This is a genomic window from Roseibium sp., from assembly GCF_051016195.1.
Taxonomy (GTDB): Bacteria; Pseudomonadota; Alphaproteobacteria; order Rhizobiales; family Stappiaceae; genus Roseibium.
Genome location: NZ_CP134616.1, coordinates 2923216 through 2938032 on the forward strand (window position 1 = coordinate 2923216; position 14817 = coordinate 2938032).

Annotated in this window: 14 protein-coding genes; 4 read left to right on the forward strand and 10 right to left on the reverse strand. The window is 59.2% G+C overall.

Annotated features, from left to right (window positions below; translation table 11 throughout):
• Positions 1–122: 122 nt before the first annotated feature.
• Together RDA78_RS13470 and RDA78_RS13475 are read right to left on the reverse strand one after the other, a co-directional pair.
• Entirely contained in the window at positions 123–1028 is a 906-nt protein-coding gene (locus RDA78_RS13470; RefSeq protein ID WP_434055808.1) for an alpha/beta fold hydrolase, read from the reverse strand.
• Entirely contained in the window at positions 1029–2108 is a 1080-nt protein-coding gene (locus tag RDA78_RS13475; RefSeq protein ID WP_434055809.1) for a tartrate dehydrogenase, read from the reverse strand. It abuts the gene before it with no gap.
• Positions 2109–2492: 384 nt separating this feature from the next.
• On the opposite strand from RDA78_RS13475, the gene RDA78_RS13480 reads away from it, so the two are divergent.
• Complete coding sequence (locus tag RDA78_RS13480; RefSeq protein WP_434055810.1) at positions 2493–3314, forward strand: spondin domain-containing protein; 822 nt, start codon at positions 2493–2495, stop codon at positions 3312–3314.
• 78 nt (positions 3315–3392) lie between these two features.
• On the opposite strand, the gene RDA78_RS13485 is transcribed toward RDA78_RS13480, so the two are convergent.
• Positions 3393–3848, reverse strand: a complete 456-nt coding sequence (locus tag RDA78_RS13485; RefSeq protein WP_434055811.1) for a hypothetical protein — start codon at positions 3846–3848, stop codon at positions 3393–3395.
• A 105-nt stretch (positions 3849–3953) separates the two neighbouring features.
• Between RDA78_RS13485 and RDA78_RS13490 the strand changes: the two genes are divergently transcribed.
• Together RDA78_RS13490 and RDA78_RS13495 are read left to right on the forward strand one after the other, a co-directional pair.
• A complete protein-coding gene (locus tag RDA78_RS13490) occupies positions 3954–4382 on the forward strand; it encodes a MarR family winged helix-turn-helix transcriptional regulator (RefSeq protein WP_434055812.1) in 429 nt (142 codons plus the stop codon).
• Between the two features lie 466 nt (positions 4383–4848).
• A complete protein-coding gene (locus RDA78_RS13495) occupies positions 4849–6960 on the forward strand; it encodes a putative bifunctional diguanylate cyclase/phosphodiesterase (protein WP_434055813.1) in 2112 nt (703 codons plus the stop codon).
• Between the two features lie 75 nt (positions 6961–7035).
• Here the strand turns inward: RDA78_RS13495 and RDA78_RS13500 are convergent, their stop codons facing one another.
• The 7 genes from RDA78_RS13500 to pdxA all read right to left on the reverse strand — a co-directional run bounded on the left by RDA78_RS13500 (position 7036) and on the right by pdxA (position 13719).
• The gene (locus tag RDA78_RS13500; RefSeq protein ID WP_434055814.1) at positions 7036–8082 is read right to left on the reverse strand and encodes a hypothetical protein; all 1047 of its coding nucleotides are present in this window, start codon (positions 8080–8082) and stop codon (positions 7036–7038) included.
• Between the two features lie 246 nt (positions 8083–8328).
• Positions 8329–9201 carry a sulfurtransferase gene (locus RDA78_RS13505; RefSeq protein ID WP_434055815.1) on the reverse strand — a complete coding sequence of 291 codons (873 nt, stop codon included), beginning with the start codon at positions 9199–9201 and terminating at the stop codon, positions 8329–8331.
• Between the two features lie 23 nt (positions 9202–9224).
• Entirely contained in the window at positions 9225–9884 is a 660-nt protein-coding gene (locus RDA78_RS13510; protein WP_434055816.1) for a peroxiredoxin, read from the reverse strand.
• A 112-nt stretch (positions 9885–9996) separates the two neighbouring features.
• On the reverse strand, positions 9997–11196 hold the full coding sequence (locus tag RDA78_RS13515) for a winged helix-turn-helix domain-containing protein (protein WP_434055817.1): 1200 nt from the start codon (positions 11194–11196) through the stop codon (positions 9997–9999).
• A 188-nt stretch (positions 11197–11384) separates the two neighbouring features.
• The gene (locus tag RDA78_RS13520; RefSeq protein WP_434055818.1) at positions 11385–11618 is read right to left on the reverse strand and encodes a hypothetical protein; all 234 of its coding nucleotides are present in this window, start codon (positions 11616–11618) and stop codon (positions 11385–11387) included.
• A 71-nt stretch (positions 11619–11689) separates the two neighbouring features.
• The gene (locus tag RDA78_RS13525; protein WP_434055819.1) at positions 11690–12748 is read right to left on the reverse strand and encodes a cupin domain-containing protein; all 1059 of its coding nucleotides are present in this window, start codon (positions 12746–12748) and stop codon (positions 11690–11692) included.
• Positions 12748–13719, reverse strand: coding sequence for a 4-hydroxythreonine-4-phosphate dehydrogenase PdxA (gene pdxA / locus RDA78_RS13530; RefSeq protein ID WP_434056144.1), 972 nt, complete (start codon positions 13717–13719; stop codon positions 12748–12750). Before pdxA ends, RDA78_RS13525 begins: the two co-directional genes overlap by 1 nt.
• A 197-nt stretch (positions 13720–13916) precedes the next feature.
• Here pdxA and RDA78_RS13535 point away from each other — a divergent pair, with 197 nt between their 5' ends.
• A complete protein-coding gene (locus RDA78_RS13535; RefSeq protein WP_434055820.1) occupies positions 13917–14807 on the forward strand; it encodes a LysR family transcriptional regulator in 891 nt (296 codons plus the stop codon).
• Positions 14808–14817: the final 10 nt, after the last annotated feature.

Here is a 14817-nt window from a genome sequence, read left to right on the forward strand (position 1 = left end):
GTTGTCCCGAAAGATGGGTCGCACGGTATTGCCCGGTTGTCCATCCTTCGAGACAGGCCTGTGGCCTCCCTCAGGATGTGGTTGTCTCTTTCATCGCGCTTTCCGATCCGGACGGCAGCGGATCAGGCACGCGCCTCGGGATCGGACAGGAACTCCAGCAGCTTTGCCGTCAACGCATCGGGCGCTTCCTCGGGGATGGCGTGGCCGCAGGGGAGGGGGCAGCCGGTCACGTTGGGGGCCTTTTCTTTCCAGGTTGCCAGGACGTCGTAAAGGTCGCCGACGACGCTTTTTGCGCCCCAGAGTGCAAGAAGCGGTGCGGAAACGCGCCGGTGGGCGTCGGCTTCATCGTGTTCCAGGTCGATCCCCGCCGAGGCGCGGTAGTCCTCGCAGATTGCGTGGATTGTCTCCGGGTTGCGATAGGTTCTGAGATATTCGGCAATGGCGTCCTCGCCAACCGCGCCCTCGGTCCTGACCTGGCCGGAAATGTGCCTCCGCAGGAAGTATTCCGGGTCGGCACCGATCATCCTTTCCGGAAAGTCAAACGGCTGGATCAGGAAGAACCACCAGAAGTACCGTGTTGCGAATTCCTTGTTTGTCTGCGCGTACATCGTGCGCGTCGGTGCGATGTCGAGGACGGCGAGGCGCTCCACCGCGTCCGGAAAATCCAGCGCCAGACGGTGCGCCACACGGCCGCCGCGATCATGGCCGACGACGGAAAACCGGTCGTGGCCGAGCTTCGCCATCAGGGCGATCTGGTCCCGAGCCATCACCCGCTTGGAATAGGGCCGATTCTCGGTATCGCTCTCCGGCTTACCGCTGTCGCCATATCCGCGCAGGTCGGGTGCGACCACCGTGTATCCGGCGGAGGTGAGTTGGGGTGCGACCTTGCGCCAGACGATATGCGTCTGCGGGTGACCGTGAAGCAGCAGGACAGGCGGTCCCTCGCCAGCACGGGCATAATTGATGTCGACGCCGGACACGGCCGCCGTTTCAAGCGTGAAGCCCTGCATGAATGGCGACAAGGCCATCTAGGAAGTCTCCAGGACCGCGTCGGCAATCGCCGCCCCGCAGGTCTTCGTGTCCGCAGCGCCACCGAGATCGGGTGTCCTGAGGGCCTGTTCGGACAGGACCTGCTCGATCGCGGTGACAATCGCCCGGCTTGCCTCCGCCGCTCCCAGATGATCGAGCATCATCGCTGCCGCCCAGATCTGGCCAACCGGGTTGGCGATCCCCTTGCCGGCAATGTCGGGAGCGGAGCCGTGAACCGGTTCGAAGAGCGAGGGATATTTACCTTCCGGGTTGATGTTGCCCGACGGCGCGATACCGATCGTGCCCGTGCAGGCAGGGCCGAGGTCGGACAGGATGTCTCCGAAGAGATTCGAGGCGACCACGACGTCGAACCAGTCCGGATGCAGCACGAACTGGGCGGTCAGGATGTCGATGTGATACTTGTCCACCTTCACATCCGGATAGTGTGTCGCCATTTCTGCGACCCGCTCGTCCCAATAGGGCATGGTGATCGAAATGCCGTTCGATTTGGTCGCCGATGTCAGATGCCCGCCGCGCTGTGCTGCCAGGTCGAAGGCATATTTCAGGATCCTGTCGACGCCGGTGCGGCTCATCACGGTTTCCTGCATGACGATCTCGCGCTCGGTGCCGGGGAACATCTTGCCGCCGATCGAGGAATATTCGCCCTCGGTGTTCTCGCGCACGATCATCATGTCGATGTCACCGGGCTCGCGGTTGGCCAGCGGCAGCGGCACGCCGGGCATGGCACGGGCCGGGCGCAGGCTGACATACTGATCGAACTCCCGCCTGAACTGGATCAGCGAGCCCCAGAGCGAAACATGGTCGGGAACGATGTCCGGCCATCCGACCGCTCCGAAGAAGAGTGCGTCGCTCGCCCCCAGTCGCTCCTTCCAGTCGGGTGGCATCATCTCACCATGCTTCACGTAATAGTCGGCGGAGGCGAAATCATGCCCGGTGAACTCAAACCCGAGGTCGAAGCGCTTCTGTGCCGCGTTCAGGACACGCAGGCCCTCGGGAACGGTTTCCTTGCCGATGCCGTCGCCGGGAATGACCGCGATGTTCCAGCTGTTCTGCACCATTTTCTTTTGCTTCCTGTCTGTTTGATTGACGGTCAGCGTCGCACTTCGCGCAAACGGTGCGCAAGGAAAAACGGGTTGCCGGGTCTTGGGAAAAACTCGCTTGCAAGTGAGGCGCGCGCTTCCTCATTCCAGACCGATCAGGTTTCTGCGAAAGGGCGCGCAAGGTCCGTTCAACGCCCTGGTTCACGCCTTGTTTCCATCAAATCAAATTACAGCGAGTGATCCAGAATTTAATAACATTCACAATAGCTTGAGGGAAGTCGGGTCTCGCGCGAATGTGTGCGGGACGTGTAGCGAAGTGAGCTGAAACGGGGATCTGTTCCCGTAAGGTCTGCCTGCACCCAATCGCGGGTGCCTTTCCAACGGGTTGACCAGGAGGGCAACATGAAAACATTGAAAACGCTGCTTGGGGCAGGCGTGATGGGCCTGCTCATGGCAGGCACGGCGCAGGCCGCCACGATTGACATTACTTTCAACAATTCCAACGGGTTCGGATTTTTGGTGACGCCTGTTTACACGGGTCTCCATTCCGGTAGTTTCGACGCGTTCGATGCAGGTTCTGCGGCAAGCGCCGGCATTGAACAAATCGCGGAAGTGCCGGTTCCACCCAATCCGCCAAACCTTATCGCCGGCGAGCGCCTTGCCGTTGAGCCCAATTCGCAGGGTGGTTTCATCTTCGGTCCGGGCGGACCGATCCAGGATGGGGAATCAGGCACGCTGACCATCGATGTCGCCGATCCGACGACGAACCGCTACGCGACGTTCCTGTCGATGTTCGTGCCGTCGAATGATACGTTTTTCGGCAATGACGATCCATTCGCCTACGAAATCTTCGATGGCGCGGGCAACCTGATCGAACAGACGATCGAGATCACGGGAAGCTCCATCTGGGATGCCGGAACCGAGGTGAACCAGTTGCTCGGCGCGGCCTTTCCCGGCCAGGATATCCAGGACGGTGTCGCTGAAGGCGGTGTCATCCAGCGTCTCCTCGACATTGACGACGGTCAGGGTGGCAACGGTTTCAGTGCGCTTGAAGCCCTGTTCGGGGTCGCCGATGCGGGTCTGATCACATCGGATACCGTTCTCTTTACGATCGATATCGAAGCGTCACCGACGCCGGTGCCGCTGCCGGCAGGTGGTGCACTGCTGCTTGGCGGTCTTGGTGCCATGGGTTTCATCGCCCGCCGCCGCGCCAAAAAGGCCTGAGCAGATTGCCATCCGGGCGTGCAAATGCGCCCGGATGATCCCCGCAGAGCCAGACCGTCCTTCAACGGCCTTTGCCATTCAATTCACTGGACCCGCCTGTTGCCGGAGACCTGTGGCATAGGTCCAGAAACTGAGTGCGACAGCGGCGGTGGACACGATCGTCATGACCGTGCCCGGCACGAAGTGCACGTAGCCACCAAGGTCCATGAAAATGAAATAACCGACATCGGTCACCCAGCCGACAATGGCGGTCATGAAGATTGCGGTAACCGACCCGCGCCAGACAAAGACACCGCCAACCACCGTAAAGGCCCCGATCCACAGCAGGTTGAAACCGTGCTGGTTTATGAGTGCGCCGACGGCTGCGTGATAATCGCTTGCCAGCAGCGCAGGATCGACAGCATCAGCAACTCCCGCCACGGCTGCGGATGTCTCCTGACCGATTGTCATGATACCAGCGAACATGTGAACAAGTCCCCAGATGACCCAGAGGATTGCCGCCGCCTTGAGTGCATGCCTATGATTGCCGGTCATTGAACATCTCCTGATCCGAGTCGGTCTGACCGCCGAAGCGGAGTTAAATAAGTGGACTTTATCCACTATTCTGACTTAGTGGATAAAGTCAACATTATTGTGGCTATGCAAAACACTGAACTGGCACTTCTTATCGACCGCTTCATGCGGAAAATTCACTTCGGCCTTCAATCCAAGTCGCATGCGTTTGACAGGGAACGGGTTGGCCCGGGAGGTGGCATTGTTCTCTTGACGCTCGCCGACATGGGCTGTCCCGGACTGAACGAGCTGACGCGCCGCGTCGCGCGCGACAAGTCACAGATGACACGCACGATCCGCTCGCTGGAAACGAAAGGCCTGGTTGCGCGCAAGGCGTCCCCGGAAGACGCGCGCGTGAGCCTGGTTTATCTCACGAGGGAGGGGGAAACAGTGGTCGATGAACTCCGCAAAGCTGTCGCGGAAACGATCGGAGAGATCCTTGCGCCGATTTCCAAACAGGAAGAAGAGGTGCTGCGAGGATTGCTTGAACGTGCCTTGATGGAACAGTCCGGCTGATGCGCGGGCCGCACTTGAGTTGTCTCATCCACGAGACGTTGTCGGCTTGAGACGTCTCGCCATTCAAGCACTTCAATACGGATTACGTAGCGAAATATGTGATGAATGTGCTGCTGTCAGATTTGTCAATAATACTTATTGAAGACATTTAATATAAAACTTTTGCGCGTGATAAATTGATTTCGAAAAAATAATAGTATTTTTACATGATGAATATAATTTGCCCGATCATGCCCGTATTGGGCATAGTTATGCTTTGATCTAACTTAGAGAAACTTACGTTTCGCCAGTTCCGGCAGAGGTTCAAAGGAACAGCAGGCGGTCACACAGCGGTCAACCGGGTCGAGATGTCGGCGGATGCGATTTTGAGAACGAAATTCTTCCGGGCTGCATCGCCGGACGTCCGTTTGATACCGCGCTTTCGAAGCCGGAACCCGCGCGCAGTCGCAATCAGTGTGGATGGGACATGAAGAGCTTCAGGAACTCGGTCGGGATTGGATACTTCGCAATCGCGCTCGGGTTCGTGCTTGTTGCCGTCGTCGGTCCCTACATGGCTTCGAATTTCGTTACAAAGTCCCTGAAATCCGCCTCCGAGCTGACTGCTCTGCAATGGGCCAGCTATCTGACGGAGTCGACGCCGGAGCTGGATGTGATCCTGGGCGGCGGACAAGCGTCACCGCACAGCTATCACATGCTTGATGTGAGGAAGTCCGACGGGGACGGTGTTTTCAGGACCAAGCTTTATGACAAAGAGCTGGAGCTGCTTTACGATTCGAATGGCGTTTCCGCCCGAACAGGAGCGGCGCAGCCCGATGATGCGGGTCATGCGCACGCACACCACAATCACCAGCATTCCAACGCCGAAGATGAAGAGGTTTCGGCTGGAGGCAGCCCACAGCATGCTCAGCTCTCCGGCATGCAAGATGATGCGAGCCGTCAAGGTAAAAACGATGTAACGATGTCGCAGGGGTTGGTCGCGCCCATCCTCAACGGACAAACGGGCATCGTTCTTATGCTGGATGACGGGAACACGTCCACAACCGGCGCGCATCACTCAAAGGCCGTCGTCCCGATCGAACTTGACGGTGATCTAAAGGGATTTCTCTACCTCGAAATCGACCATACAGCCCAGTTTCAGCAGCTGGAAAAATCGCTGGACCACATGATGTATGTCTTGCTGACCTTCGCGCTGGCTGCCCTCGTCCTGCCGTCGGCGGTCATCATCCACGCCTTGAAGAAGGAAAAGGACACTGTTTCTTCAACGCTCGGTCACGTCCGCACACATGATGCCCTGACCGGGCTCCTGAATCGCGAGTCCTTCGGAAACGAGGTGACCTCGCTTATCAGGTCAGGTGCGACAGTGTCGGTGCTGTTCGTTGATCTCGACAAGTTCAAGAACATCAACGATCTTCTGGGGCATGAAGTCGGCGATGATCTTCTCGTCGCCGTTGCAGAGCGATTGAGCGAAATCGCCGGGCAAAGCGGGTTGGTATGCCGGTATGGCGGCGACGAGTTTCTCGTCGCCATTCGCAACTTCAGCGAAAAACGTGTTCAGCGGCTGGGTGACCGGATCGTCGCGGACCTGTCCCGGCCATTCCAGGTTTCCGGCCACGACCTGAATATCGGGGCATGTGTCGGTTATGCGATTTCCGGCAGGGACGGCAACGGTCTTGACGAACTCGTGCGCAGCGCGGACATGGCGATGTATGTCGCCAAGAACCGCGGCAGACGCCTCACCGTCGGATTTTGTCCGTCGATGCGGGAGGCCCGCCGCGAAAGGCTCAAACTCGAGGAGGAATTGCGCTACGCGCTTGCGCGCAAGGACAGGTTCGAGCTCCACTATCAGCCCATCTATCAGACCAAAGACCGTACACTGGTAGGATTTGAAGCGCTTTTGCGCCTGCTGTCCCGAAACGGGCAGTTCCTTCCTCCTGACGTCTTCATTCCGATCGCCGAAGAGATGGGCATGATGGATGAGATCGGCGAGTGGATCCTGAAGGAAGCCTGTCTGGAAGCGGCGAACTGGCCACATGATCTGATCGTCTCGGTGAATCTCTCGACTGTTCAGTTCGCCAGCGGACGTCTTCACACCATCGTTGCAGACGCTCTTGAGCGCGGGGATCTGGCGACCGGAAAACTGCAGCTGGAAGTAACCGAAAGCGTTCTGGTTGACATTCCCGAAAGCGTGCTGACCCAGTTGCAAGACTTGCATACTGCCGGCGTGAGACTGTCGCTGGACGATTTCGGGACCGGATTCTCGAGTTTGAACTATCTCTGGCGCTTTCCGTTCGACAACCTGAAAATCGACCGTTCGTTCGTAAGCGAAACCGGACAGAAAACCCGGAAATCACAAGCTATCTTGAACTCGATCGTCAGCCTGAGCGCGACACTGGGCATTACGACAACTGCCGAAGGCGTGGAAACGGATGAACAGATGGCTGTCATCAAGGAGCTGAACTGCGACTTCGTGCAAGGGTTTCTGCTGAGCCATCCAATCCCCCGCGGCGACTTGCAGGCCCTCATTGAAGAGTATACGGGGACTGCGGTAGTCTTGGCCGCTTCCAAAACAGTGGCTTGAAACCATTGTCAAACGCCTGGTCCATCGGTTACGGAGCCAGCCTCGGTTGATCTGCAAGTGCTCTCTCCTTCCTCCTCAAAACACGCTGCGGAAAACGAACCAGTTGAAGGCCGCATAGGCGAGCGGGAAGACGAAGCGGCAGGCCTTGTCGAGGATCTTCGCACTCTCGCGGAACTGGATCGTGTTCAGATACGTCGTCGTGAGCGAGACGAGAAGCGCCAGAAACACGAATATGGTCGCGCCGCCGATGAAGAAATCCATCAGCGTGAAGTATCCGAGCGGCGGCAGCATGTTGGTTGCCGCAAAGATGAACGCGATGATCGTCAGCATGGAGGTCGCCGACAGGCCGATTTGAGGGCCGTATTGCGCCGGGTCGATCCAGAAAACGCTCCATGACATGAAGACGATGAGCGAGATCGGCAAAATGATCTTCCAGACATAGAACGCGCGGATGCGTTCGGCCTCGATCGTCAGATCCAGTTTCGTCCGGACTTCGTCGAATGCATCAGCGACGAAGCCGTTATCGATCTGCGCCGCCACGCCCTTGATGCGCCAGTCGGAAATGTTGAGAATGTCGTAGATCCCGACGAACTCCGCATCGAGTTCTATGAGGGCTTCCTCCGGTTCATAGTCCAGTAGAATGAAGCTCAGATCGATCGCCTGAGAATCGAACGGGAAGTCGCGCAGCGCGTGATAACTGGCAAGGGTGCCTGAAATACGCTGAAGATATGTGACCGCTCCACCCGGACCGATCGTCACCGTTTCCGGCCAGCGTTCGAATAGCCGTCCCGAGTTCAGCAGAACCAACTCCGGGAACCAGACGGATGCAACATCCAGTTTGCAGCCTTCCAGGCCCGCGAGCCGGTCGTCCTGCCACATGCGGCGGATCGCAAGATCGATCGTGATCGTCTGGTCGACATCGTTGATTTCGCGAATGTCGATGACCCGGACACCCGTCAATATGACGGTTGGCACGCCCTCCGGATCAGGTCTGATATGCGTGCGCAAGTCCGGGACGGCGCAGGTGCGGTGGTCTGATGCAGATGCAGTTTCCTGCCGGGTCTGGGAGTGTGCGATTGACGTAAGAGCAAGTAAAAAGAGCAGAGCGAAAATACGCATCATCGGTTCGACCAATAGCTTCCGGGTAGTATTGCCGCTCCGAGGGCGAAATGAATACCAGTTATTTCTTATGTCAGTGACCGCATCATACGAAAAAAAGCTATGGGTACAATCTGGAAAACGCCTGTTTCAGCCAAGAAATTATCGAATGCTGGTCCTTTGTGACAATGCAGGCGAGATTTTACTGGGTTGCGTAGAAAGAAGGCGCAAGCATAGCGCGGGCCGAACAAGGCCCGCGCCCGTTGCGTGTCAACCGATTGTCGTCGGCAGATCCGGATCGCTTCCCCATTCGGCCCACGAGCGGTGATAGACCTGTACCCTCGGAAAGCCGAGCAGCCGAAGTGCCGCGTAGCTGTGGGACGAGGCCAGACCCGTCTGGCAATGCATGATGATCTTCCGGTCCTCCGTCACGCCGAATGCCGCGAAGTGGGATCTCAGATCAGAAGCCGGCAGGAACTTCCCGTCCGGGTCCAGATTGCGCGCCCAGGGAATGTTCATCGCCCAGGGGATATGACCCTTGAAGTAGAGTTTTTCCGGCCGGACATCGATCAGGATGCTTCCCGGATCCGAGCGGCGCTGCAGCACGTCTTCCGCCGTGGCGATGCGCCGGGGGCTGAGGGCAGCCGCGAAAACCGTTTCCGGGTTGGTTGCCGGTTCGGTGGACAGCGGGAGACCTGCCTCGCGCCAGGCCTTGAGACCACCGTTAAGAACGGCGACATTGCGATGCCCCAGATACTCGAGGAGCCAGAACATGCGCGCCGCGTGGAAACCGCCACGGTCGTCATAAAAGACGACACGTTTTGCGGCCGTGACCCCAAACCTGCCCAGAAGCTGCTCGATCTCGGTGACCTGCCTGAGGGCACCCGTCACCGGACTGTGGCCGGATGCGACGGCATCGGGGTCCAGTTGCATGGCGCCAGGAATGTGTCCGCTTGCGTACTCTTCGGACTTGCGCACGTCGATCAGGACAAGATCGTCCCGACCTTCAATATCTTCCGGGCCAACCAGCAGACCGGGATTTGCATAGCCGGGTTTGGCTGCAAGTCCGGTGCCCGGCAAAGCCAGGAGGCTCAAGGACAGGCTCATGAGGCTGAAGCCGCGGCGTGTGAATTCAAGTGACATGTCTTGCGTCTCCAAAGTCGGCGTCAGGATGGCATCCCGACCAGTCTCAGGTAGGGAACCGGGCTTTCCCAGCCACGCGGGAAGCGTTCCCTGGCGACATCGTCGCTAACGGATGGAACGATCACGACGTCTTCACCCGCCATCCAGTTTGCCGGGGTGGCGAGCTGATGTCTGGCGGTGAGTTGCAGACTGTCGATGACACGAAGCACTTCGTCGAAGTTCCGGCCGGTTGTCATCGGGTAGGAGACCGTCAGCTTGATCTTCTTGTCCGGCCCGATAATGAACAGGGTTCGTGCCGTTGCGTTGTCCATGGCGGTGCGGGAAGAGCTGTCACCTGCTGCGTCTTCCGGCAGCATCTTGAACAGCTTTGCGATGCGAAGATCCGGGTCGCCGATCATCGGGAAGTTCGGGCTCTGGCCGGTGGCCGTGAGAATGTCCCCGGCCCAACGCATATGTTCTGAAACCGGATCGACGGAGAGCCCGATGAGCTTCACACCGCGGCGGTCGAATTCGTCCTTCACCTTTGCGACGGCCCCGATCTCGGTCGTGCAAACCGGGGTGAAGTCTTTCGGATGGGAAAACAGGACGCACCAGCTGTCGCCGAGCCAGTCGTGAAACTGGATCATTCCCTCGGTCGTGTGGGCCTTGAAATCCGGTGCCGCTGAATTGATGGAAAGTGGCATATCGCAATCCTTTGCTGGATGTCACGCCGTCATGGCGCGCTCAATGCCGTTTTCCTAACTCCTGTCTCCGGTGCGATCCTGAACGACTTGTGAAAGATTTCTGAAAGTGGCGTCAGGCCGCGGCCAGGGCATGCCGCATGCGGCGGAACCGCCGGTCCTGCCTCAGTCCTGTGAGGCCGGGATCGGCGTCAAGCCAGAATACATCACGCCAGCCATGGTCGAACAACTCCTCCAGCAACAGGATCGCCTCGTCGCTCTCACCGATCAGGGCCATGGCGGAGGCGTGATAGATCGCCTGGCTGCTTCCGCGCACATCAATATCGTCCATCGAGGCATAAGCCGCCTGGCGTTCGCCCAGCAGGGCCATCAGGACGGCCGCGGCGGTGAGCGCACGCGGATCTGTCGGATCTTCCTCTATGCGCGCCCGCGCTCGCTTCAGGGCGCGTTCCGCATTGCGGCGGGACCGGGACGGATCGTCAGACGACGACAGCTGTGCAGCAATCAGGTAGCCCTTGATATTGTGCGGCTCCAGGTCTCCAACCTGTTCAAAATAGGATAGCGCAGCGCGCCGCTTGCCGCAGGACATGAGGTGCCAGGCCGCGTTATGCAGGATCAAAGGGTCGCGCGGGTTTCCCGAGAGGGCGAGCGCATGTCCACGTTCGGCAGCCTGCCAGCGGCCGAACAGGGCATGCACGTATCCCAACGCCGACTGTGCCAGTGCCGAGCCGGGGTCAAGCGAAACCGCAAGTTCGGCCTCCGCACATGCCTCGTTCAGAATGTGTCTGCCTTCCGACCAGTAGGTATGTGCGCGTGCGAGCGCGATCGAGCGTTCCGCGCGAACGGAAGAGCAATCAGGTGCGATCTCGACGGCTTCTGCGGTCAGGTATTCAGCGCGTTCAAGTGAGCCTTCGCCACACCGGACCATTTCACTCCGGGCTTCGAGGCAAAGTGCGTGCGCTTCCAGATTGAAGTCACCCTCGCAGATCGCCGCTGCTGCCGGAACCCCGATCTCGAGCGGGCGCATCACGGGTCTCGTGAGCCGGTAGCCGGTCCTTGCAATTGTCTCAATCAGGCCCCTGTCGCGGAGCTTCCGGCGAAGCTCCGAAATGACCTGCGAAAGGCTTTCGTCACTTACGGTAACATTCGGCCAGACAAGATCGAGGAGATTTCCCCGCTGCAAGACCCGCCCCTCTGCTTCTGCAAGTACAAGCAAAAGCCTGAGTGCGCGCGGTGACAAGGACGCAACAGTGCCTTCCTTTGTTGCCTGACGCGTATCGCTGTCGATACACCAGCCGTCGATGATAATTTTCATGTGCGCAAACCAGGAGAAAAAAATTCCGGCGACACTAAACGCGACCTGAAATTGTTTCCATGCAGAATCTGCAAGCGCACGTGAATGTGAACGTTTGTGTGGACGTCACCGACCGGCTTTTGGAACAAACAGCATCGGCTCACAATTGCCGCGCCGGAGGTTGTCTGCATGCACTTCGCAAGCCGCAATCAGTGCAGGCTCAGCAGCACTTCGATGTCGCGCTGGCTGAGCGGGGCGAGCAGCGCTTTTTCCTCGGCAGTGAGCTTCGCATCGCCAGCGGCGTAATTCCTGATCTGCAACGCAATCTGGCTCGTCGGCTGGTAATAGAGATCGCCGCCAAGCCGGCTCAACTCGGCAACAAGCCGCTGCACCAGCTGCTTGCGCTTCTCGGCGTCCAGATCGTGACGTTTTTCCTGCAGCATCGACACGCGTCCCGTTTTCATCGCTCGGTCTTGAAGATGAAAGTAGTGCAGATGGCAGCGGGGTCCATCCCCTAGACCATCGCGAGGTCTTCCTTGCGGCGGTTGTCCTGCGCGGTGCCGGTGTTGATGGTGGTGGCGGGTTCCAGAAGAATGACTTCGCAAGTCTCCGTCAGCGCGACGGGACAATGTTCGACCCCGTGGGGCACCACGATGAATTCGCCTTCCTGGATGATCTCCTCCCGGTCCCGGAAGCGCATCAGGAGCCGCCCGCGATGGACCAGAAAGAGTTCGTCCTCCGTCTCGTGAAAGTGCCAGGTGAAGTCTCCCTCGAACTTGGCGAGCTTGATCAGCATGTTGTTGATCCGCCCGGCAACGCGCGGGGCCCAGTGGTCGTCAAAGGTGCTGAAGGCACGGTCAAGATTCTTCTTTGCGAAGGGAGACAGATGACCGTTGAGTTCGGCCACATCGCGAATGATTGCCGAGAGCTGGGCTTCCAGACCTTCGCCGTCGCTTGGGTAGTCGCCATCGAGTGCGGCGGTTCCGATGGTAAAGCCGGCGGCCCCGGCCTCCTTCACTGCCGCGATCCGTTCCGGATCGGCGATTGAGCCGGCAACAATCACCGGCTTTTGGGCCGCTTCGCAGACAGCGGCTATCAACCCGGATATGTCGTCCAGCGGCGAGCGGTAGGCCAGAAGGTCAAGGCCGTGAACTCCTTCGCGGGCCGCCATTTCCCGGGCGCTTTCGACGATGTCGTCCCGGCTGCCTTCCAGAACGCTCGGGTGTCCGACGATCTCGCCGGGGAACGGGTAATATTCGATGGGGGTGCCTTTCACGACCGGCAGGACATCGTCCACTCGCGTGCCTCCCAGCAGGATATCGACGCCGATCCGAACGGCAGCCTGCGCCGAGGCCACTTCACTGTCGCGGTCGAGGCTGACCACTTCCAGGTAGGACGTCGCGCCCTTGGCCCTTATCTTGGAATTGAGCGCCTTCAATTCTTCAATCGGCAGGCCGACATCCTTGAAGCCGATATGGCGGACGCCCAGTGAAAGAGCGATTTCAAGATGCTCTGCGGCCTCGGCCACCGTGCGGTCGTTCCGGGTGAGCATGAAGATGAAACGCAGCCCCATCAGGCGGCCTCCTCGTTGTGTTGGCGCGTTGCGGAGAGCCGACGCGCATATTCAATAGCCGTGACAAGACTTCCCGTGTCCGCGATGCCCTTGCCGGCAATGTCGAAAGCTGTGCCATGATCGGGCGATGTGCGCACAAAGGGCAAGCCCAGGGTGACGTTGACCCCTTTTTCCACTCCCAGATATTTCACCGGAATAAGGCCCTGATCGTGATACTGCGCGACAACGACATCGTATTCGCCCTTGCGTGCGGCCATGAAGACGGTGTCGCCGGGCCAGGGCCCCGATACGTCAATCGCCTCCTTCCGTGCCGCCCTGATCGCAGGTGCAATGACGTCGATTTCCTCGCGGCCAAAGAGACCTCCTTCGCCCGCATGTGGGTTCAGACCGGCAACGGCAACGCGCGGCCTGGAAATGCCAAGATCAAGGCAGGCCTGGTTCGCCAAGCGGATCGCCGCCATCTGTGCCTCGAAATCCGCCCTTTCGATGGCGTCCCGCAGACTCAGGTGGATCGTCACGAGGACGGTTCGGATATCGTCATTCGCGAGCATCATCGCGACGTGGCCGGCACCGCCCAGGTCAGCCAGGATTTCCGTGTGGCCCGGGTAATCGATACCCGCCCTGGCAAGAGCCTCCTTGTGAACCGGCGCCGTGACGAGGCCGGATGCCCGGCCCGACTTTGACAGCCTGATACCTTCAGCGATCGCCTCGAAGGCGGCACGTCCGCTTGCGGACGAGACAGTTCCCGTTGGAAAGGCCTGTTCATGCGATGTGCGAAGAACGTCGATGATCCCGACAGTTGGGGCAGCCTCCTCGATCGCGGCGATTTCCCGGACACGGACGTCGAAGCCAAGTGCTTTGGCGGTGCCTTGAAGGACGCTTGGGCACCCTGTCACGACACAGTGGCCCGCTTTACCGTTCGCGAACGCCTTGACGATGATTTCCGGACCAATGCCGGACGGATCGCCCATGGAAATGACAAGCGGTAAAACGATCTCGGTCACGAAGTACGCCCCTTGGAACAATGAATGATATTGTGATCGGCTGGGCTTTTCGAATGCGGCGAGCCCTTCGATGCACATGTTGATTTCATGAGCCTGAATCTGGCGCGTTTCCTGTCAATGACAAGCAATGGTATTTCACCGGTATTGGTGATAATAAGTTACCAATGAAGCGATCCGATTTGCCGTATCTGGACGATCTGCGTGCCTTTGAGGCAACCGCGCGAAGGGGCTCTGTGCGCGCAGCTGCGGACGAGCTTGCGCTTACCCACGCAGCGGTGAGCCGGCGGCTTTCGCGCCTGGCGGACGCGGTTGGTGTCCCGCTGTTTCGGAAGGCCGGGCGCGGTCTTGCACTCACGCGCGCAGGGGAGAGCCTGCGCGATGCGTGCCGGCGCAGTTTTGATGATCTGCTGCGTACGATTACAACCGTTCGCAACGCACAAGGTCTGGCAGATCGCGCTGTTGTTCTCTCCTGCGAGCGCTCTGTCGCCATGCGCTGGCTGATCCCGCGCCTGAGCCGGTTTCAGGATGAGCATCCGGATGTGAAGGTTCATCTCTCGGTTGGCGGCGGGCCCATCGAGGAGCAGGGCAACGGAGCGTTTCTTGCGCTTCGCAGGCTGGATTTTGCGCTGGACGAAACGTGGACGATCCTACCCCTGTTTCCTGAACGCGTGGGGCCCGTCATGGCCGATGGCATGCGGGTGCGTTTCGAGGCTGGTGATTATGTCGCTCTTGTCACCAAAACCCGGCCGGAAGCCTGGGATCGGTGGCTCGCCTCAAACCCCGATGCGCCACGGCCGCGGGAGCGCCGAGGGATGGATCATCATTTTCTGATGACGGAGGCGGCGTGCGCCGGTCTCGGCGTGGGCTTGTCTCCGTTTGTCATCGCAGCTGACGATGTCGCCGGCAAGCGTCTTGTCTCCCCGTTTGGCTTTTCACCCGACGGATCCGATTATGGCCTTGTGCACCGCTCCGGCATGGCATTGTCTTCGGAGGCGCAGCTGTTGGCGGACTGGATGCAGTCCGCCTGCAACCCTCTCCGGGATCAATCTGGCTGAGGCCAAGTCA

Bases quoted from the DNA above. Each gene is read 5' to 3' on its own strand.
- RDA78_RS13470 (WP_434055808.1), bottom strand. From the start codon at position 1,028: ATGGCCTTGTCGCCATTCATGCAGGGCTTCACGCTTGAAACGGCGGCC.
- RDA78_RS13475 (WP_434055809.1), bottom strand. From the start codon at position 2,108: ATGGTGCAGAACAGCTGGAACATCGCGGTCATTCCCGGCGACGGCATC.
- RDA78_RS13480 (WP_434055810.1), top strand. From the start codon at position 2,493: ATGAAAACATTGAAAACGCTGCTTGGGGCAGGCGTGATGGGCCTGCTC.
- RDA78_RS13485 (WP_434055811.1), bottom strand. From the start codon at position 3,848: ATGACCGGCAATCATAGGCATGCACTCAAGGCGGCGGCAATCCTCTGG.
- RDA78_RS13490 (WP_434055812.1), top strand. From the start codon at position 3,954: ATGCAAAACACTGAACTGGCACTTCTTATCGACCGCTTCATGCGGAAA.
- RDA78_RS13495 (WP_434055813.1), top strand. From the start codon at position 4,849: ATGAAGAGCTTCAGGAACTCGGTCGGGATTGGATACTTCGCAATCGCG.
- RDA78_RS13500 (WP_434055814.1), bottom strand. From the start codon at position 8,082: ATGATGCGTATTTTCGCTCTGCTCTTTTTACTTGCTCTTACGTCAATC.
- RDA78_RS13505 (WP_434055815.1), bottom strand. From the start codon at position 9,201: ATGTCACTTGAATTCACACGCCGCGGCTTCAGCCTCATGAGCCTGTCC.
- RDA78_RS13510 (WP_434055816.1), bottom strand. From the start codon at position 9,884: ATGCCACTTTCCATCAATTCAGCGGCACCGGATTTCAAGGCCCACACG.
- RDA78_RS13515 (WP_434055817.1), bottom strand. From the start codon at position 11,196: ATGAAAATTATCATCGACGGCTGGTGTATCGACAGCGATACGCGTCAG.
- RDA78_RS13520 (WP_434055818.1), bottom strand. From the start codon at position 11,618: ATGCTGCAGGAAAAACGTCACGATCTGGACGCCGAGAAGCGCAAGCAG.
- RDA78_RS13525 (WP_434055819.1), bottom strand. From the start codon at position 12,748: ATGGGGCTGCGTTTCATCTTCATGCTCACCCGGAACGACCGCACGGTG.
- pdxA (WP_434056144.1), bottom strand. From the start codon at position 13,719: ATGGGCGATCCGTCCGGCATTGGTCCGGAAATCATCGTCAAGGCGTTC.
- RDA78_RS13535 (WP_434055820.1), top strand. From the start codon at position 13,917: ATGAAGCGATCCGATTTGCCGTATCTGGACGATCTGCGTGCCTTTGAG.